The sequence below is a fragment of the Rhizobium sp. CRRU65 genome (assembly GCF_048551595.1).
Taxonomy (GTDB): Bacteria; Pseudomonadota; Alphaproteobacteria; order Rhizobiales; family Rhizobiaceae; genus Rhizobium; species Rhizobium leguminosarum_J.
This window is the reverse complement of the sequence record NZ_JBLYZH010000027.1, coordinates 1-19,839: the sequence shown is the minus strand read 5'-3', so window position 1 is coordinate 19,839 and position 19,839 is coordinate 1. Positions and strand designations below refer to the sequence as shown.

Below are 19,839 nucleotides of genomic sequence, written 5' to 3'. Positions count from 1 at the left end.
CCTTCTCTATCGATGACCGGACATGGCTTCGCCGTCCGGAAAGAAGGCTCCGGCAGTCGGCAATCGAAGATGTCGTCCGGTTGTTCTAAAAAGCGTTGATCTAGGGCGGCTCTCCGGCGAGGAGTTCCAGGGTGCGGATGAGGGCGGAATGGTCGCGTTCGCCGTCGCCATTGGCGATCGCGGCATTCATCAGCTGCTGCGTGGCGGCCGTGTTCGGCAGCGACAGATCGAGTGCGCGGGCGGCATCGACGGCAAGCGTCATGTCCTTGCGGTGCAAGCGGATGCGGAAGCCGGGCTCGAAGGTCTCCTTGACCATGCGCTCGCCATGCACTTCGAGGATGCGCGAGGAGGCAAAGCCGCCCATCAGCGCGGTGCGCACCTTGGCCGGATCGGCGCCGGCACGCTTGGCAAACAGCAGCGCTTCGGCAACCGCCTCGATCGTCAGACCGACGATGATCTGGTTGGCGACCTTCGCCGTCTGGCCGTCGCCGCTACCGCCGAGATGGGTGATGTTCTTACCCATCTTCTCGAAAAGCGGCTTGGCGCGCTCGAAAACCTGCTCCTTGCCGCCAACCATGATCGTCAGCGAGGCGGCCTTGGCGCCGACCTCACCGCCGGAAACCGGGGCATCGAGATAATCGCAGCCGAGCGCCTCGATGCGTTTGGCGAAAGTCTTGGTGGAGACCGGCGAGATCGAACTCATGTCGATAACCAGCTTGCCCTGGGAAAGGCCGGCGGCGACGCCATCTTCGCCGAACAGCACCGCCTCGACATCTGGTGTATCCGGCAGCATCAGGATGACGATGTCGGAAGCGTGTGCCACCGCCCTGGCGCTGGCGGCGGCTTTGCCGCCCTTGTCGACAAGATGCTGCGAGGTTTCCTTCACCCGACTCAGATGCAGCGTGTGGCCGGCGTCGATCAGGTTTTCCGCCATCGGGCGGCCCATGACGCCCAGTCCGATAAATCCGATGTTCATGCTGTCCTCGCTGACTTCAGATAGGGTTTCATCCAGCCGAGGCCTTCGCTGGTGCCGGATTTCGGCTTGTACTCGCAGCCCACCCAGCCGTCGTAGCCGAGGCGATCGAGCTCGGAGAGGATGAAACCGTAGTTGATCTCACCGGTGCCGGGTTCGCCCCGGCCGGGATTGTCAGCGATCTGGACATGGGCAATCTTCTCCTTCAGCCGGATGAAGGTGGGGATCAGGTCGCCCTGCATGATCTGCATGTGGTAGAAATCATACTGGATGTAGAGATTGTCCGAGCCGACCCGGTCGAGAATGCGTTCGGCATCAGCTGTGGTCGACAGGAAGAAGCCGGGAATATCGCGCAGGTTGATCGGCTCGACCAGCAGCTTGACGCCGACGTCGGCACAACGCTTTGCTGTATATTTCAGATTGTCGACCAGCACCGTTTCCAGCGTTTGAAGGTCTGCACCCTTCGGCACCAGCCCGGAGATGACATTCACCTGCCGGCAATCGAGCGCTGCGGCATAATCGAGCGCCTGCGCGATCCCGTTGCGGAACTCCTCTACGCGCTCCGGCAGGCAGGCGATGCCGCGCTCGCCGCCGGCCCAGTCGCCTGATGGCACGTTGAAGAGCGCCTGTTTCAGGCCGCTCGCCTTCAGCGCCTCGGCGACCTTCTCCTTCGGTTCGGCATAGGGGCCGAGATATTCGAGGGCGCCGAAGCCGTCCTCTGCGGCTGCCGTGAAGCGGTCGAGAAAGGGCAGGTCCTGGTAGAGGAAGGAAAGGTTGGCGGAAAATTTCGGCACGGGATCGTCCTTAAATATTGGCAGGTGCGACGAAACGATGCCGGTGCAGCATGCGCTTGTCGCGAGGGTCGGGATTGGGAACGGCGGAGATGAGGCTCTTCGTATAGGCCTCTTCGGGAGCGGTGCAGATTTGTTCGGCCTCGCCAAGTTCGACGATTTTGCCGCGATGCATGACGGCGACACGATCGCAGAAATAACGCACGACCGAAATGTCGTGCGAGATGAAGATGAAGCTCAGGTTCAGCCGCTGACGGATATCGAGCAGCAGGTCGAGGATCTGGCTGCGGATCGAGACGTCGAGTGCCGACGTTGCCTCGTCGGCGATGATGATGCGCGGGTCGAGCGCAAGGGCGCGGGCGATGCCGATGCGCTGGCGCTGGCCGCCGGAGAAGGCATGCGGATAACGCTCCATGCCCATCGGGTCGAGGCCGACCAGGCGCATCAGTTCGGCGACGCGGTCCTCCAGCGCCTTGCCCTTGGCCAGACCGTTGACAACAAGCGGATCGCCGATCACCTCCTTGACGGTCATGCGCGGATTGAGCGAGGCGAAAGGATCCTGGAAGACCAGGCGGACTTCGCGGTGGAAGGTGCGGAGTTCGCGCTTGGTGAGTTTCGTGACGTCGATCTCGCTACCGTCCTTGCCGCGATAGCTGATGCTGCCCGATGTCGGCTCGACGGTGCGCAGGATGAGCCGGCCGAGCGTCGTCTTGCCGGAGCCGCTTTCGCCGACGATGCCGAGGTTTTCGCCGGGATAAAGATCGAAGCTGGCGTCGTCGACGGCGCGCAGCGTATTGGTCTTGCCGTGCCAACCGTAGATCTTGCCGAGATTGCGGACGGACAGGATCGGCTGCGGCGCCTCCGGCGACAGCGCCACGGCGGGCAGCCTGCCTTCGACATGGTGGGTGAGCTTGACCGTCGAGGCCAGCAATTGGCGGGTATAGGGATGCTCGGCGGCGTGGTAGATCGCATCGACCGATCCGCGCTCGACGATGCGGCCGAAGCGCATGACGGCAACATCATCGGCCACTTCGGCGACGATCCCCATGTCATGGGTGATGAGCAGCATGGCCATGCCGCGTTCGACCTGCAGCCGCTTGATCAGGTCGAGGATTTCGGCCTGGGTGGTGACGTCGAGCGCCGTCGTCGGCTCGTCGGCGATGAGAATATCGGGATTGCCGGCAAGCGCCATGGCGATCATGGCGCGCTGGCGCATGCCGCCGGAGAATTCGAAGGTGTAGCGGTCGGCCATCTTGTCCGGGTTCGGGATCTCGACCTGGCGCAGCAGTTCGACGGTCCTTTCGCGGGCGGCGCGATGATCGAGATTGCTGTGCAGGCGCACCGCCTCGATGATCTGCGAACCGATGGTGTGAACCGGCGACAGCGAGCTCATCGGCTCCTGGAAGATCAGGCCGATGCGGCGGCCGCGTATGGCGCGCATCGCCCGGTCGGACGGCTTCAGGGCGGCGATATCGATGACCCCGTTACCCCCGGTGACCTCGTCGCCATTGCTGAGCAGGATGCGGCCGGAAACGATGCTGCCGGGGCTGTCGACGATCTGCAGCAGCGAGCGGGCGGTGACGCTCTTGCCGGAGCCGCTTTCGCCGACGAGGCAGAGCGTCTGGCCACGCTTCAGCTCGAAGCTGACATTTTCGACGGCGTGCAGGATGTGGGTGCGCAGCCTGAAATCGATCGAGAGGTTTTCGACGGAGAGAACGACGTCGTCTGAAAGATCGGTCATGGTTTCCTCCTCAATTGTCATAGGGGTCGGCGGCATCGCGCAGGCCGTCGCCGAAGAAATTGAAGGACAGGACGGCGACGACGACTGCGAGCGACGGCCAGATCAGGAGCCACGGCGCGGTTGCGACGGTGCGGATGTTCTGGGCGTCCTGCAGCAGCACGCCCCAGCTAACGACCGGCGGCTTGAGACCGATGCCGAGGAAGGACAGCGAGGTCTCGGCGACAATCATCGTCGGCACGGCCAGCGTCACGACCGCAAGGATATGGCTCGTCAGCGACGGCAGGATGTGGCGGAAGATCAGCCGCGCTTCGCTCGATCCGTCGAGCCGGGCGGCGACGACGAAATCCTCGCTGCGCAGTGCCAGGAACCGGCCGCGCACCTCCCGCGCCAGGCTGGTCCAGCCGAGCAGCGAGACGATGATCGTTATGACGAAATAGACATTGACCGGCGACCACGTCAGCGGGATCGCCGCCGCCAGGCCGAGCCACAGCGGGATGGTCGGCATGGCGCTGACGACCTCGATGACACGCTGGATCAGCGTATCGACCCAGCCGCCGTAGAAGCCGGAGATCGAGCCGAGCACGACACCGAGGATCAGCGACATGGCGACGCCGACGAGGCCGATCGACATGGATACGCGGGTTCCGTAGACGAGCCGCGAGAAGACGTCGCGACCGAGCCGGTCGGCGCCGAGCAGGTACATCGGATCGTTCTGGTTGAGGGGGCCGATCAGGTGGCGGTTCATCGGGATCAGGCCCCAGAGATCGTAGGCCGCGCCTTTGACGAAGAAGCCGATCGGGACGACCTTGGTGTCGTCGACGACGAAGGTGCGGCGCAGCGCCACCTTGTCGATCTCGACCTTGTAGCCCTTCACGTGGAAATTGAACTCCGAGCTGCCGTCCGGTTTCTCGACGAAGAAGCTGAAGCCCTGCGGCGGGGCATAGGTATATTGCGGCCGCGAGGTCATCGGCAAAGCCGGCGCCAGGAATTCGGCGAAGAGGCCGACCAGATAGAGGAAGAGGATGATGGCGCCGGCCACCATCGCCACCTTCTGGCGAACCAGTTTGCCGGCGACCAGCCGCCAGGGGCCGATCGCGGCGGTCGAGACGGTCTTGCCCTGTTTCAGCGGGCTGATCGAGGGACCATCGGCAACGGTGTGAAGCGGACCAGCATGGGCTCCGAAGGTTTCGTGCGTGCTCATCGCATTCCCCTCAATTGAATCGGATGCGCGGATCGAGCAGCGCCAGCAGCAGATCCGACAGCAGCATGCCGACAAGGGTCAGCGCGCTCAAAAGCAGGATGAAACTGCCGGCGAGATACATGTCCTGCGAGATCAGCGCGCGGAAAAGCAGCGGACCTGCGGTCGGAAGATTCAACACGATGGCGGTGATGGTCACGCCGGAGACGAGATGCGGCAGCACCCAGCCGATCGCCGAGACGAAGGGATTGAGCGCGATTCTGACCGGATATTTGAGGATCACCTTGTATTCCGGCAGTCCCTTGGCGCGGGCGGTGACGACATAGGGCTTGTGCAGCTCGTCGGTCAGGTTGGCGCGCAGGATGCGGATCATCGCTGCCGTTCCGGATGCGCCGATGATGATGATCGGGATCCAGAGATGGGCGAGGAAATCGCCGACCTTGGCGAGGCTCCAGGGCGCCTCGGCATACTCAGGCGAGATCAGCCCGCCGACGCTCTGGCCGAGATATTTATAGGCGACGTACATCAGCGTCAGCGCCAGGATGAAGTTCGGCACGGCAAGGCCGATGAAGCCGAGAAAGGTGAAAACGTGATCGCCGATGGAGTGGCGGCGGACGGCCGAATAGATGCCGATCGGCAAAGCCACGATCCAGACGAAGAGCAGGCTCAAGAGCGAGATCACCAGCGTCGAGCCCATACGCGCCCAGATCAGCCCGGAGACGGGCTGGCCCCACTCGAAGGAGTAGCCGAAGTCGCCGCGGCTGACGATGCCCCAGATCCATTTCAGATATTGGACATAGAAGGGGTCGTCGAAGCCGTAGATTTCCTTCAGCCGCTCGATCTGCGCGGGATCGACGGTCTGGCCGCTGTCGCTCATGGTGGCGATCATCGAGGTCAGATAGTCACCCGGCGGCAGCTGGATGATCAGGAACGAGATCAGCGACATGCCAAACAAGGTCGGGATCATGTAGAGCACGCGCTTGAAGATATAGCCAAGCATCGAAACGTTTCTCCTCCCGTCGGGAACGCTGTGACGCGCTTCCCCCGGATCTTCACCCGCCTTCGGCCCTCCAGGCCGAAAGCGCTCCTTCGTCGCGTGTCACCTCATTTCCAGGTGAGATGCAGGACCTCCAGCCGATCGATACCAGGCACCTCCACCTGCGTGCGGCCATTCCCGAGGCTGAAGCTTGCGGCGCGGTCGGCAACGACCAGCCACGCCTTCGCCACCGATCGGCCCTCCGGAATCTCCACCGAAACGGTCTGCGCTGCCAGAGGGCAATTGTCGCGGATCGGGCCTTTCATCATCATCGGATTGGTGAGATTGAAGAGGCTGAGCGCCAGACCCTCAGCGTTTTCACGCAGTGCCAGATCGACGACACCCTTGCCTTTGACGGTGACGCGCGGCGTCTTGCCGAGTGCCCAATGGACGGCGTTGGCGATGAGCCGCGCATGATCGACGGCAAAGACCTCCCAGAAGATCTCGCCGATATTCCAGGGGATATAGACCGTGCGTCCGCCCTTGCCGGTCTCGCGGGCGATGACGGCAGCGCCTTTCGGGGCCTCGCGCGGATAGACCTCTTCCATCGGCAGATCGGGAAAATCGGGGACATAGAGGAAGGGCGTCTTCGCATCGGCCGACGGTTCGGCGTGGATCAGGCGGGTGCCGCCCATGATGCGCTCGGCGCCGTCGAAACCCCGATTGATCGGGTGATCGCCGGAAAGGGCGACATAGGTGTTCTTGACGATGCCGCGCGGGCCGGAGACGTATGTGGCACCGAGCACGTCGGCCAGACCGAATTCGTCACGCTTCTTGCCGAATTCGTCACGCAGCGACGTCTCGTAAGAGGCAATGACGCTGCCGCCGCGATCGACATAGGCGCGGATCGCCGCGTTCTGCGCATCCGAAAGGCAGGAAGCGTTGGCGAGAATGATCAGCTTGAAGCGGTCGAGGTTTTCCTCGGTCAGTACCTGGTCCGAGAGCAGCTCGAAGGGCAGGCGGGCTTCGACGAGGGCGTGGTAGAGACCGAGATCGTGCTTCTCGGCGGAATGCCGCTCTTCCGGTGCCCAGTGGCGCAGCGTCGTCGAGGGATCCATGACGGCGATTTCGGCGGTCGGTTTCATGCTTTCCAGCACCGGCTCGACAGCGGCCTGCAGGCCGAAGGCGTCGGCCACCGGCTCGACCCAGCGTTTGTCGGGCACCACACCGTTGAACTTGGTGAACCAGGCATAGAGACCGTGGGCAGTGCCGTCGTTGATCCAGAGCTGCATCTCCTCACCCGAGGTGACGGCATCCTTCCAGCGATATTCCTCCTCCGGGCCGATCGAGGTGATCAGCACGACCGGGCGGTCGGGGAAGGTGGCGCGGATGCGCTTGCCGTTGCGGCCAGCCGACCAGCCGAGCTCGAGGCCCTTGCGGCCCTGATGGTCGACGACGAGGAAGGGGCAGTGCCTGGCGATGACCGAGAGGTCGAATTCCATCAGCGACGCGCCACCCATGTTCGGAATGAAGCTCGCATGCGGGCGGATCGTTTTGACGGCATCGTCCCATTGCGCGATCATGTCGGTGAGCACGCGGCGGCGCCATTGCACCCAGGCCTGCCAGGCGGGATCCTCGGCATCGGGTTTTACAGGCAGGGCGTGGCCGGACATGTCCTTGAAGCGGCGGGCGCTGTCTTCGCTATAATCGACGCCGTGGCCCTGCCAGCGATTGGCGAAGACCGCATCGATATCGTATTTGCGGACGATCTCCTTGACCACCTCAGGCATGAAGACGCTGTTGTAGTCGCCATAGGCATTGGTCACCCAGACATCGGGATAGGCCCAGTGGCGGCGTGGCGTGCCGTCGGCATTGATCATCACCCATTCCGGATGGGCTTTGGCGGCATCATCATGGATCGCATGCGGGTCGACGCGGGCCATGACATGCATGTCGAGCTTGCGGGCGGCGTCGACGAGCGCGCCGAAGATATCCTTGTCGCCGAGATATTTGCTCACATAGTGGTAGGGCACTTCGCTCGGATAATAGGCGATATAGCCGCCTGCGCTGAGGCAGACCGCGTTCGATTTCGTGCGTTTGAAGACATCGATCCAGAATGCCGGGTCGTATTTCTCCGGGTCGTCTTCCACGAAGGTCAGCTGGGTCCAGCGGGTCGCGGTCTTGAACCAGTCCGGCGTCCTCAGCGTGTGGGTGTTCTGTTTTCTGGCGTCGAGCATCGTCTTCATCCAATCATTGGCAAAAGAAGGCCCCGGCGCCGACCGGCTCGTCGGGCGCCTGGTATGGCTCATGAAGTTGAAGGCCATCAGGCCTTGTAGAACTGCTCCGGCATGGTCGGAGCGGGCGTCGGCCAGCCGAAAGAGTTCGGCATGATCTTCGTGACGTTTTTCATGTTGTTCTTGACGACGCCGTATCCGTCCGGCGGCAGCGAGATGCCGAAGACATAGAAATTGTCGGCGGCGCCTTGCAGGATCTGCTTCATGACCTCGCGCTGGCCTGATGCGTCGGAGGTCGCCTTCAGCTTGTCGTAGAGCGCAAGCTGGTTCTTCGTGCTTTCCGGCGGTTCCTCAGCATTGGCATTGGCGCGGTCGCGATACCAGAGCTGCCAAGCGGGGGCATACATGGCGTTGGCATCGGTCGGCACGTAATAGCGTGGGTCGAGCATGGCGGCGACGCCGCCATTTGCGCCGAACTGGTGGGCAGTCGCATCGAAATCTCGGCCCTGACGGACGCGGGTTTCCCAGAGCGAACGGTCCATCGAGCGCATCTGCGCATCGATGCCGACCGCCTGGAACATCGGAATGACAAGCTGGAAGAGATCGAGGAAGACGGCGCGCGCCTGGTCGATCTCGAAGATGATCGTCAGGCGGCGGCCCTTTTCGTCGAGGCGGAAGTTCTGGTCGTCGCGCTTCGGCACGATCTGGTCGAGCATGGCATTCGCCTTGTCGACGTCATAGGCCGTGAACTGCGTGGCGAGCTGCTCGTTGTAGAGCGGGTCCTCCTTCTTGATCGACGGCTGGGCGGGCGCGCCCTGGCCGACGAGCACCGCATCGATCAGCGACTGCCGGTCGAGTGCTGTCGAGAGTGCCGCACGGAAATCCTTGTTCCGGAAGAGCTTCCGCTTGGTCTCGTCATTGTGGTTCAGGTTGAAGATGAAATTCATCACATTGGCTTCAGTCGAGGTCAGTGTGTAGAAATCATAGCCGCCCTGCTCACGCGCATCGTAGAGAACCGACTTGTTGTTCGGCGTGGCGATATACTGGTCCATCAGGTCGACTTCGCCCTGCATGGCCTTCAGCAGCAGAACCTGCGGGTCGGCGACCATCTGGTAGACGATACGGTCCATATAGGGCAGCTGGTTGCCCTCGGTGTCGACTTTCCAATAGTAGGGATTGCGCTCGGCAACGGCGCGTTCGGTGTTTTCGCCGGGCGCTATCGTGAACATCCAGGCATGCACGCAGGGCTTCTTCGAGGAGTTGAGGAAGAAGGCGTTGTCGTCCTGGAAACCGGCGGCCGCCTGGAAGGAGGCGATCCAGCTTTCAAAGCCGCGTTGCTTGGCGAGTTCATCGGCTTTCGGATTGAAGTCGATGTGGAACTGCTCGAGATAATGTTTCGGTGTGCGCGTCGTCTGGTCATTGTTTGCCCAGGCGACTTGCAGCGGGAACAGGCCGTTCGGCTTGTCGAAGATGACCTTGAAGGTCTGCTCGTCGACGATCTCCAGCTTGGCCGGCTTGCCGCCAGACTTCCAATGATCCTGACCGACGAAGGCGACGCGTTTGTCGGTGAAAACGGTGTCGTACCAGAATTTGATGTCGGCGGTGGTGTAGGGATGGCCGTCCGACCATTTCATGCCCTTGCGCAGGCGGATCGTATAGACCTTGGAGTCGGCGTCGCCCTCGAAGGACTCGGCGACGTTCAGCGTCACGCCTGACCAGTCGGGGGTGTAGCGTAGCAGCGGTTCGTAGGCCTGGTAGCGGAACAGCATCGACAGCGAGCCGCCGCCGACGAGCGCCATGTTCCAGTCGCCGCCGTATTTGCCGACGCTTTCGACCGGTTTGACGACGAGCGGATTTTCAGGAAGCCGATCCTTCAGGGCTGGCAGGGCGCCGCTCGACACTTTCGTTTTCAGAATATCCGCTTCCTTGAAGTCAGCGGCGAAAACCGGCAGGGCCGGCAATATCAGGGCGGCCGACGTTCCGGCCAGAAACGCACGTCGTTTCAGCTTGATCATAGGGGATCTCCTCCAAAAAATCCGTGCCCTTATGATTATTTTTGCTGCGGGCTGGGATGAGGGAAAGATTACATTTGGATATTGTTAGGTAAAGCGTTATGTTTCCGTTAGTGTAAAAATTTGCTTTGGCGGCCCGGTTGATATAGCCGGCGTCGCATCAATCGAACGGCGAGGTGCCACGTGGGAAGCAGGGGCCGGGTTACGTTACAGACCATCGCAAGAGAGGTCGGCCTGTCGAAATATGCGGTATCGCGGTCGCTTGCCGGCAAGAGCGGCGTTAGCGAAGAGACGCGCGCGCTGATCCGCGAGACGGCGCAGCGCCTTGGCTATACCAAGCCCGCCGGGCAGGGTGGTGCGGGCGAGGTCGCGGTTGTCTTTCACGATCTCGATGCCGTTAACAGTGAGCTTTATATGCAGGTGCAGAACGGTGTGCAGCGCGAGGCTCATCGGCTTGGTATGACGCTGCGGGTACGCTGGACCCATGATTCGGACCAGTTGGAAGAGCTGGCGCGCAGCTGCGACGGGCTGATGCTCGTCGGTCCGCATGCCCGTGAGGCAGTGGCGGCGGCGAGTGCCACCGGCGTTCCGATCGTGCGTTTCGGCTGGGTGGATGCACTCGAACAGATCGACCATGTCGGCGGCACCGACCATGAGGCGGGGCAGGCGGTGGTGGAATATCTGGTCGGGCTCGGCCATCGGTCCATTGTTTACGTCTATGGCATGCCGGGCCTGCGGGGACGCCAAGAGCGGCACTACGGCGCCCGCGAAGTCGCCGAACGTTATCCTGACGTTGCGCTTCATGTTATGCAGTTCGACGAAGAGAATGGCTTCAGAGCGGCCTTCCGAGCGCTCGTGGAAAAAGGCATCCAGCCGACGGCTTTTTTCTGCGCCCATGACGGGCTGGCACTGACCGTGGTTTCCGAGTTGCTCGGTCAGGGATACCGCATTCCCGACGATATTTCGGTCGTCGGGTTCGGCGACTACTCGCCCGCAACGCAGATCTCGCCGGCGCTGACGACGGTGAGGATGGAGGGGCAGGAATGCGGGGCGGTCGGGCTGCGGCTCTTGCTCGAGCGCATCGAGAATCCACGCCTGCCCGGAATGCCGGCGCGGCGCATCATGATTGCCTCCCGCATTATCGAGCGCCGCTCGGCCGGACCCTGCAAGGCGGCGGCGAGCGTCGATGCCGCCGAGGTTTAACCGCCGAGCGAAGCAATCGCAGCCTTGACTGCGTCCGCGCCGGACTTGGTCGGCCGGTATTCCAGACCGACGGCGCCGTCGTAACCGTTGGCAAGGATCCAGCCGAGGCGTCGGGCAAGGTCGATATCGCCGGAGCCCGGTTCGTTGCGGCCGGGGTGATCGGCGACATGGACGTGGATGATACGGTCGAGACGGCCGTTCAGTACCTCCTCGGTGCGCTCGTCCATCACGGCGGAATGGTAGATGTCGTAGACGATACCGATCTCGGGGCGAGCGACGTCATCGATGATGTCGAGACCTTCGCGGGTCGAATCGAGGAAATAGCCGACATGGTCGATGCGGATGTTGAGCGGCTCGACGCCGAGGCGGACACCGCTGCCTTTGAGGATATCGGCGCCGGCTCTCAGCGTTTCGGTGAGTGCCCTGCGCTGTTCTTCGCGGGTCAAGCCTGGGAGATCGTCGCCCGCCTGGGCAATCAGCACTGGCGCGCCGAGACGCTTCGCGACACTGACGGATTCGGCAAGGCCTTTCAGCCAGGCCTGCCGATTGGCGGCGTCGGTCAGCGCGATCATCGGTTCGGCGACGAGGCTGGAGACGGCAAGGCCGGTTTCCTTCAGCGCCGCCTCGATCGCATCGAGATCCTTGTCGCTCCAGCGCCAGAATTCGATCGCCGTCAGGCCGGCCGCATGGGCGCGGCGGATGCGATCGGGAAAGCTGTCGCCCTCTTCGGCAAACAGCCACTCTATGCAGGCTGAATAACGTCGCATGAAAACTCCTCCCATCCTGTTGATGCAGGCATGCGACAGATTGGAGCTTGCCGCAAGAGGAGTTCAGGCGCTTGACGCCCGGGTTCATTGGCGGAACACTCGGCAATCAGGCCGGAATCTCCGGCCGTTTGCGGAGGAAGACATGGATCTCGGATTGAAGGGAAAGATTGCCGTCATAACAGGTGCGTCGGTCGGCATCGGGCTGGCAATCGCCGAGGGGCTGGCGGCTGAGGGCGCCGACCTCGTGCTGGCAGCGCGCGGCGGTGAGCGGCTCGAGGCGGAAGCCGCCCGTATCGCCGAGACGTACGGCGTCAGCGCCACCGCTGTCGCGGCCGATGTGGCGACGGTTGCGGGAACCGAGGCGATCATTACGGCGGCGGCCGAAAAAGGCGGCGCCGATATCCTCATCAACAATGCCGGCACCGGCTCGAACGAGACGGTGATGGAGGCGCCCGACGAGAAGTGGCAGGACTATTGGGACTTGCATGTGATGGCCGCCGTGCGGCTGGCGCGCGGCATCGCGCCGCAGATGAAGCAACGCGGCGGCGGTGTGATCCTGCACAATGCCTCGATCTGCGCCGTTCAGCCGCTCTGGTACGAGCCGATCTACAATGTCAGCAAGTCGGCGCTGATGATGTTTTCGAAGACGCTCTCGACCGAGCTCATCAAGGACAATATCCGCGTCAACTGCGTCAACGCCGGCTTGATCCTGACGCCCGACTGGATCAAGACCGCCAAACAATTGACGGCCGAGACCGGCGGCAACTGGGAAGGCTACCTGCAGAGCGTCGCCAACGAGCACGCCGCCTCCAAACGCTTCGGCACACCGGAAGAGCTGGCAAACGTCTTCGTCTTCCTGAGTTCGGAGCGCGCGAGCTATTGCATCGGCTCGACCTATTTCGTCGATGGCGGCATGCTGAAGACGATCTGACCGAGACTCCCGGCAGGGCGCGCGGCGGCCGGTCTTTCTCAAGGCTGCCGGGCGTTTCTGTGACGTTGCCGATACAAGCTATAAATAATAGCTATTTTGTTGTATGTTCACGCTTTTGACGCTATTTGCCTGCTATTGGCAGGATAAATACTGCAATTTCTACAGGGCGACGACGATGCTGACGAAAAAGGGAAAATACGGGCTGAAGGCGCTGGTCGACCTGGCGCGACTGGCGCCGGGCGAGACTGCCTTCATCAATGACATCGCGGCCCGCAACAATATCCCGAAGAAGTTTCTCGATACGATCCTGCTGGAACTGCGCAATGTCGGCATCCTGCGTTCGAAGAAGGGACCGGGCGGCGGTTATTCTCTGTCGCGGCCGGCAACCGAAATTCGCATCGGCCATGTCATCCGCACGCTCGACGGACCCTTAGCGCCGATCCGCTGCGCCAGCCGTACGGCTTACGAGGCCTGCGACGACTGTGCCGATCCGGAAACCTGTCAGGTGCGGCGCTCGATGACCGATGTTCGGGACGCGATCGCCGCCATTCTCGACAATATGACCCTCGAGCAGTTCGTCGCCGATGGCGGCAGCATCGACGGCGCGAGGGAAGAATTCCCGATCTCCGCCGCCAGCTGATTAGGCGCCGCCGACCTTCGACATATATTCGCCTGCGGTATGCACCAGCTTTTCCCGCGGCAGCGATAGCGCGTGAATGCGGGCGTTGCGCCAATGGCGGTCGAGATTGAGGCCGATGCCGGCCGATGTTTCCCCTGCAAGTTCGAATAGCGCGTTTGCGGTGTCGAGTGCCGTTTCCCCGGCAAGGATCGCGGCCGCGGAGGCGGAAAAATGCGCGTCCACCATCGCGGCCTCCACAGGATTGACCTGGGCAATGTCGAGTTTGCGGCCAGCACGTTCCAAGGCTGCCGCCGCCATTTCGATACGGATGGCGCGTTCGCCGATCCCGGGGAGGACGCTGGTGCTGCGATCGCCAATTGCGATCATCAGGTCGCTCCATGCGGCCCGCGCGATGCCCAGGCTGACGCCGGCCTTGAGCAGCAGGCCGAGCGAGATGGCGGTCGAATGTCCGGACGAGGGGGCAGGGGCAATCGCATCGGCATTGACATGAAGCGTGCCGACGATCGCCGTCGCCGAGCCATTGGTGCGCTGGCCGAAGCCGTCCCAATCGTCGACCACCTGCACGCCTTCCTCAGCGCCTGCGAGGTAGAGCGTCACCGGGCGGCTGGGCGGAGCGGTGGCGGCAGCGGCGATCCAGTCAGCGAAGAGAATACCAGGACCCTGCCGCGTGCGCCCGCTCAGGCGGTAGCCCGGACCTTCGGCGGTCAGTTCGACCCCGTCGATGAAGGCGGCGCCGGCGAAGCGGTCACCGAGCAGCACGCGGGCAAACAGCGATGCCTTCAAATCCTCGGCAGCCTGAGTGCGGAGCGTTTCCAGCGCAGAAAAATGACTTTCCAGCGCCTCGCCGATCGATGCATCGCCCTCGGCGATGATCGCAACGATTTCGGCGAGCAGGGCGTTCGACACGTCGAGCCCTTCATGGTCTGGCGGAACAGCGATTGCCGTCAGCCCCGATACCGACAGCGCGTCGAGCTCGGCAAAGGGCAGGATGCGGTTGATATCACGCTCGCTCGCCTGATGCCGGAATGCGGCGGCGAGGTCGCGGGCCGTGGATATCGCCTCCTCTTCGCTTTCGATGCGATGCGCGGGAGGCCTCAGGCTCTGATGAAACTGCGATACCGTTCCCATCGGTCACTCTTTTCTCGGTGGATACAGGAGTGAGGGATTGCTCCTCGAATGATAAGGCCGGTTTTTCTACAAAACCCGTGTGCTTTGAATTTTCTTACCAGCTTGATTGCCTTGTCCTTTACTCTACTTACGGTTAGGTGGGGCTTCCTTGATCGAGAAATATGATGAGCGACTCTCGTGCTCGCAACAGCGAGGTTTCGAAAATGGCACGCCAGCCGAGACCGCGCCTGACGCTGGATATTGCCGCTATCCCAACCTATGCGATCGGCGATATTCACGGTCGGTACGATCTGCTTGTGAAAGCCGAAGCGGCGATCCTGCGGGATGGCGCGCGGCTGCCCGGGCGAAAGCTGATCGTCACGCTCGGCGACTATATCGACCGCGGCCCTGAATCGGCACAGGTCATCACCCATCTGATGGAGCCTCCGCCTGATGGATTCGACCGCATCTGCCTTGCCGGCAATCACGAAGTTGCCATGCTCGACTATATCGATGGCTGGATCTCTTATGACGATTGGATGCAGATGGGGTCGGCGGAGACGCTCAAATCCTATGGCCTCGATCCGGAGCATCTACCGCTGGTCTTTCCCTCCGGCGCGAAGCTTGATGCCTTCATCCGCCAATCGCTGCCGCGTACGCATATCGATTTCATGCGGGCGATGCCTGTCCTGCTGGAGACCCCGAGCGTGATTTTCGTGCATGCCGGCATCAATCCGAAGCTGCGGCTCAGTGAGCAGACGGACGAGGATCTGGTAATCATCCGCCAGCGGTTTCTCGAAAGCCGGGTGCCGTTGCCGAAACTCGTCGTTCACGGTCATACGCCGAACGATGAGCCCGACATACGGCCGAGGCGGCTCAATCTCGATACGCGCGCCTATCGCAGCGGCAAGCTCACCGTCGCCCGCCTGTGGCAAGGCCAAGTGCATCTGTTTTCGACCTGACTTCCGTTTCCCCGGCCGGTGGGGTCGTGTCAGACGACCCCCTGCTCAACCGGCTCCGTCTTCGCTGGCTCTACAGTAGCCGGCCGCTTGCGGCGCCAACCGCGCAGCACGACGTAAAAGACCGGCGTCAGAAACAGGCCGAAGATCGTCACGCCGAGCATGCCCGAGAAGACGGCGGTGCCGAGCGACTGGCGCATTTCTGCGCCGGGGCCGGTGGCGATCGCAAGCGGCAGAACACCGAAGATGAAGGCGAATGCCGTCATCAGGATCGGGCGCAGGCGAAGATGGCTGGCGTCGATGGCCGCCTCTACCGGCGATTTGCCCTCGTCTTCCGCCTGCCTGGCGAACTCGACAATCAGAATGGCGTTCTTGGCCGCAAGGCCGATCAGGACGATCAGGCCGATCTGCGTCAGGACATTGTTGTCCATCCCCCTCAGCGAGACCCCGATCAGCGCCGCAAGCACCGCAAGCGGAACGATGAGAATGATCGCGAGCGGCAGAACCCAGCTTTCATATTGCGCCGCCAGCGCTAGGAAGACGAAGACGACAGACAGGGCGAAGATGTAGATAGCGGTGTTGCCGGTGTGGGTCTCCTGATAGGCGAGTTCCGTCCATTCGAAGGTGGTGCCCTGCGGCAGGATCTTCGCTGCTAAGGCCTCCATCTTGGCGATGGCATCGCCCGTCGAGGTACCCGGCGACGGATTGCCCTGAAGCGGCACCGAGACGTACATGTTGTAGCGCTGGACAAGCGCCGGGCCGCTGGCATCCTGGATGTCCATCAAGGTTCCAAGCGGAACCAGCGCCCCGGTCGCCGACCGGACCTTCAGGGCAAGGATGTCTTCCCGGTCCATGCGGTATTGCCGGTCGGCCTGGGCGCGAACCTGGTAGACGCGGCCGAACGCATTGAAATCGTTCACATAGGCGACGCCGAGATTGATGGAAAGGGCGTTGAAAATGTTGGGGATCGGCACATTCAGGAAACGCGCCTTGTCGCGGTCGATCGCCAGGAAGTATTGCGGGCTGGCATCCGAAAATGTCGTAAAGACGCCGGTCAGCCCCTCGGTCGTTGCCGCCGCACCCATCATCTGCCGGGCGAGGCCGAGGACGCGGGTCATATCGGCGTTTTCGAGATCGGAAATCTGCATCTTGAAGCCGCCGGAATTGCCGACGCCACGCACGGATGGCGGTGGAATGGCGATGATGAAGGCTTCCTGGATGCTTTGCAGCTTTCCATAAAGCTCGCCGATGATCTTGTTGGCGTTCTCGCCGCCTTCTTCACGTTCGGCAAAGGATTTGAACGGGACAAAGACGACGCCGGCATTTGAGGCATTGGTGAACGTCGCCCCGCTGAAGCCGGCAAATTGCACGGCATTGCCGACGCCGGGCACGGTGCGGGCGATATCGCCCACCTGTTTGACGACGGCATCCGTACGCGCAAGCGAGGCTCCATCAGGTAGCTGTATGACGATGATCGCGTAACCCTGGTCCATGGTCGGGATAAAGCCCGCGGGAACTTTCGTGCCCATGTACCAGGTCGCTCCGAGCAGGCAGACGAAGGTGACCATCGCGGCTGTTAAACCAACCCAGCTGCTGACCAGATGCCGAACGGTCCATGAATAGCCGGAACTCAGCCGATCGAATCCATGATTGAAGCCGTCTGCAAGCCCTCTTCCCAGACGGGATGCGACATTCATGCGCTTGGTTTCATGGTCATGGGTTTTCAGCAATATGCCTGCGAGCGCGGGCGACAGTGTGAGCGAATTCAATGCGGAAATTGCAGTGGTGACGGAGATCGTGACCGCGAACTGCCTGTAGAACTGGCCAGAGATGCCAGGAATGAAGGCCGTCGGGACGAACACGGCTATCAGCACCAGCGAGATGGCGACGACGGCGGTTCCGACTTCATCCATCGTGACATGTGACGCCTGCTTCGGCGTCATGCCGCGTGCCAGATTGCGCTCGACGTTTTCCACCACCACGATCGCGTCGTCGACGACGATACCGATCGCCAGCACGAGACCGAACAAAGTGAGCATGTTGAGCGAGAAGCCGAAGGCGAGCAGAACGGCGAAGGTGCCGATCAGCGATACCGGGATGGCAATGATCGGAATGATCGCGGTTCGCCAGGATTGCAGGAAGACAAGAACGACGATCGCCACCAGGAGGGCCGCTTCTGCAATGGTTCTATAGACCTCGGTGATCGAATCCGAGATGAATTCGGTCGTGTCGTAGACGATACGATATTCCAGACCCGGCGGGAAATTCTGGGATATGTCCTTCATGAGCGTCTGGACTTGATGGGCCGTGTCCAGGGCGTTGGTTCCCGGCCGGGCGAAGATGCCGAGAGCAACGGCGGGATCGTTGTTGAGATAACTGTTGGTGACGTAATCCTGTGCGCCGAGTTCTATCCGGGCGACATCCTGCAGCTGCACGAGCCGGCCCGATGTCGTCGATTTCACAATGACATATCGGAACTCGCGCACGTCGGAGAAACGGCCGTCCGTTCGCACCGTATATTCGAATGCATTCTTGCCGGTGACGGGCGGGGCCCCGATCTTGCCGCCCGACACCTGGACGTTCTGATCTCTCAACGCGGAGACGACGTCATCGGATGTCATCCCGTAAGCGGAGAGCTTTTCCGGATCCAGCCAGATTCGCATCGAATACTGGCGTTCGCCAAAAATCTGCACGTCGCCGACGCCGTCAAGGCGCACGAGAACGTCGCGGATGCGGTTGCGGGCGTAATTCGAGACGTAAAGCTGGTCATAGCGGTGCGATGGCGAAAGCAGGTGCACCACCATCATCAGATCCGGCGAGCTTTTGTCGGTGGTCACGCCAAGCCGCTGGACTTCCTCGGGAAGACGGGGAAGGGCGATGGAAACGCGGTTCTGGACGAGCACCTGGACCTTGTCGAGATCGGTGCCGAGCTTGAAGGTGATCGTCAGCGACATGGCGCCGTCGGCGCTGGAGTAAGAAGACATATAAAGCATGTCCTCGACGCCGTTGATCTGTTGTTCGAGCGGCGTCGAAACGGTGTCGGCGATCGTCTGCGGGTCGGCACCCGGATAGGAGGTGCGCACGACGATGGTCGGCGGCGCTATCTCCGGATACTGCGATACCGGCAATTGCGTGTAGGCAATGCTGCCGACGACGAGAAAAAGGATCGAGATGACGGCCGCAAAGATCGGCCGGTCCACGAAAAAATGAGCAAATCTCATTGTCCGCTCTCCGCGCCGGCAGTTTCCGGCGGAGCGTCCTGCCGCTCCTGCGGCAGTTCGGTCATCTGAGGCGTGATCTTTGCGCCCGGCCGGGCGCGCATCAGGCCGTTGACGATGATCGTCTCGGTGCCATCAAGACCCTCGCGTATGACGCGGTAGCCGTAGAGGCGCGGTCCGGGCCTTACCGGCTTGGTCGAAACCGTGCCGTCTTCGGCGACGACATAAACGACGCGCTCATTCTGGTCCGAGCCGATGGCCTCGTCGGGGACGAGAATGGCCTGGTAGGTGTTGGAGGCTTCGACCTGTATGCGACCGAACAGGCCGGGCTGAAGGACGAGATCAGGGTTGGGGAAGCGGGCACGCAGACGAATGGTGCCACTCTCATTGTCGACCCGGTTCTCGGCGAAATCGAGCTTTCCCTTGAACGGTTTGGCACTGGGATCCGAGATCGTGACGGACACATCCAGTCCGCCACCGCCCTGCTGGAGATCCTTGCCCAGTTTGCGCGCCGTGTCGGCGAAATTCAGCAGCCGGCGCTCGTCGACGTCGAAATAGAAATCGATCGGATCGAGCGAAACGATCGTCGTCAGCACAGTCTGGTCGGTCTGCACGAGGTTGCCGGCCGAGATCAGCCGGCGGTCGATGCGGCCGCTGAGGGGCGCCTTGATCTCGGTATATTCCATGTCGAGAGAGGCGCGGTCGGCTGCGGCCTGTGCGCCGCGGACATTGGCCTCGGCCGAATCGAATTCGCGGCGGCGATCATCCAGCGTCTGGGCTGACTGGCTGCCGCTCGAAGTTAGCGATTGCGTGCGCTTATATTGCGCGTCGGCAAAGACTAGGGCGGATTGCGCCGATTCGAGTGTGGCCTTTGCCTGATTGAGCGCGGTTACGAACGGCCGCTGATCGATGACGAAGAGCAGGTCGCCCTGCTTGACCAATGCGCCGTCCTGGAAATGAATTTCCTGCAGGTAACCACCGACGCGCGAGCGAACCGAGACCTCGTCGACCGGCTCGAAGCGGCCGATGAACTCGTCGCTGTCGACGACATCGCGAACGACCGGCTTGGCAACGGTGACGGGCGGGGGT

The 19,839-nt window shown here is 62.0% G+C and carries 15 protein-coding genes; 4 read left to right on the top strand and 11 right to left on the bottom strand.

From position 1 onward, the window contains the following. Positions 1–100 precede the first annotated feature (100 nt). From ACM5SV_RS34615 to ACM5SV_RS34585, 7 genes are all read right to left on the bottom strand, one after another. Positions 101–976 carry a 2-hydroxy-3-oxopropionate reductase gene (locus tag ACM5SV_RS34615; RefSeq protein WP_222015831.1) on the bottom strand — a complete coding sequence of 292 codons (876 nt, stop codon included), beginning with the start codon at positions 974–976 and terminating at the stop codon, positions 101–103. Further along, positions 973–1,767 (bottom strand): 2-oxo-tetronate isomerase, encoded by a 795-nt coding sequence (gene otnI, locus ACM5SV_RS34610; RefSeq protein ID WP_222015832.1) that lies wholly within the window; start codon positions 1,765–1,767, stop codon positions 973–975. The genes ACM5SV_RS34615 and otnI overlap by 4 nt, the downstream gene beginning before the upstream one ends. A 10-nt stretch (positions 1,768–1,777) precedes the next feature. Beyond that, positions 1,778–3,505: an ABC transporter ATP-binding protein gene (locus tag ACM5SV_RS34605; protein WP_222015834.1), complete on the bottom strand. Its 1,728-nt coding sequence runs from the start codon at positions 3,503–3,505 to the stop codon at positions 1,778–1,780. A 10-nt stretch (positions 3,506–3,515) separates the two neighbouring features. Continuing rightward, the gene (locus tag ACM5SV_RS34600; protein WP_012758738.1) at positions 3,516–4,706 is read right to left on the bottom strand and encodes an ABC transporter permease; all 1,191 of its coding nucleotides are present in this window, start codon (positions 4,704–4,706) and stop codon (positions 3,516–3,518) included. Positions 4,707–4,716: 10 nt separating this feature from the next. Continuing rightward, positions 4,717–5,703: an ABC transporter permease gene (locus ACM5SV_RS34595; RefSeq protein WP_011653237.1), complete on the bottom strand. Its 987-nt coding sequence runs from the start codon at positions 5,701–5,703 to the stop codon at positions 4,717–4,719. A gap of 104 nt (positions 5,704–5,807) precedes the next feature. Beyond that, positions 5,808–7,916, bottom strand: a complete 2,109-nt coding sequence (locus tag ACM5SV_RS34590) for a family 10 glycosylhydrolase (protein ID WP_222015835.1) — start codon at positions 7,914–7,916, stop codon at positions 5,808–5,810. 86 nt (positions 7,917–8,002) lie between these two features. Next, positions 8,003–9,928, bottom strand: a complete 1,926-nt coding sequence (locus tag ACM5SV_RS34585; RefSeq protein ID WP_222015836.1) for an ABC transporter substrate-binding protein — start codon at positions 9,926–9,928, stop codon at positions 8,003–8,005. A gap of 180 nt (positions 9,929–10,108) precedes the next feature. Here ACM5SV_RS34585 and ACM5SV_RS34580 point away from each other — a divergent pair, with 180 nt between their 5' ends. Then, positions 10,109–11,128 (top strand): LacI family DNA-binding transcriptional regulator, encoded by a 1,020-nt coding sequence (locus ACM5SV_RS34580; RefSeq protein ID WP_222015837.1) that lies wholly within the window; start codon positions 10,109–10,111, stop codon positions 11,126–11,128. On the opposite strand, the gene ACM5SV_RS34575 is transcribed toward ACM5SV_RS34580, so the two are convergent. Next, positions 11,125–11,895 (bottom strand): TIM barrel protein, encoded by a 771-nt coding sequence (locus tag ACM5SV_RS34575; RefSeq protein ID WP_221973054.1) that lies wholly within the window; start codon positions 11,893–11,895, stop codon positions 11,125–11,127. The two genes, ACM5SV_RS34580 and ACM5SV_RS34575, sit on opposite strands and share 4 nt — an antisense overlap. 142 nt (positions 11,896–12,037) lie before the next feature. Between ACM5SV_RS34575 and ACM5SV_RS34570 the strand changes: the two genes are divergently transcribed. Together ACM5SV_RS34570 and ACM5SV_RS34565 are read left to right on the top strand one after the other, a co-directional pair. Further along, the gene (locus ACM5SV_RS34570) at positions 12,038–12,826 is read left to right on the top strand and encodes an SDR family NAD(P)-dependent oxidoreductase (protein WP_017995001.1); all 789 of its coding nucleotides are present in this window, start codon (positions 12,038–12,040) and stop codon (positions 12,824–12,826) included. Positions 12,827–13,001: 175 nt separating this feature from the next. Next, the gene (locus tag ACM5SV_RS34565) at positions 13,002–13,466 is read left to right on the top strand and encodes an RrF2 family transcriptional regulator (RefSeq protein ID WP_012758732.1); all 465 of its coding nucleotides are present in this window, start codon (positions 13,002–13,004) and stop codon (positions 13,464–13,466) included. On the opposite strand, the gene ACM5SV_RS34560 is transcribed toward ACM5SV_RS34565, so the two are convergent. Next, entirely contained in the window at positions 13,467–14,594 is a 1,128-nt protein-coding gene (locus ACM5SV_RS34560; protein ID WP_222015838.1) for a monooxygenase, read from the bottom strand. Positions 14,595–14,758: 164 nt separating this feature from the next. Here ACM5SV_RS34560 and ACM5SV_RS34555 point away from each other — a divergent pair, with 164 nt between their 5' ends. Next, complete coding sequence (locus ACM5SV_RS34555) at positions 14,759–15,535, top strand: metallophosphoesterase family protein (protein WP_222015839.1); 777 nt, start codon at positions 14,759–14,761, stop codon at positions 15,533–15,535. A gap of 29 nt (positions 15,536–15,564) precedes the next feature. On the opposite strand, the gene ACM5SV_RS34550 is transcribed toward ACM5SV_RS34555, so the two are convergent. Beyond that, positions 15,565–18,753: an efflux RND transporter permease subunit gene (locus ACM5SV_RS34550; RefSeq protein ID WP_222015840.1), complete on the bottom strand. Its 3,189-nt coding sequence runs from the start codon at positions 18,751–18,753 to the stop codon at positions 15,565–15,567. Beyond that, positions 18,750–19,839: efflux RND transporter periplasmic adaptor subunit (locus ACM5SV_RS34545; protein WP_419425493.1), on the bottom strand; the 1,090-nt coding region annotated here is incomplete at its 5' end. The genes ACM5SV_RS34545 and ACM5SV_RS34550, both read right to left, overlap by 4 nt.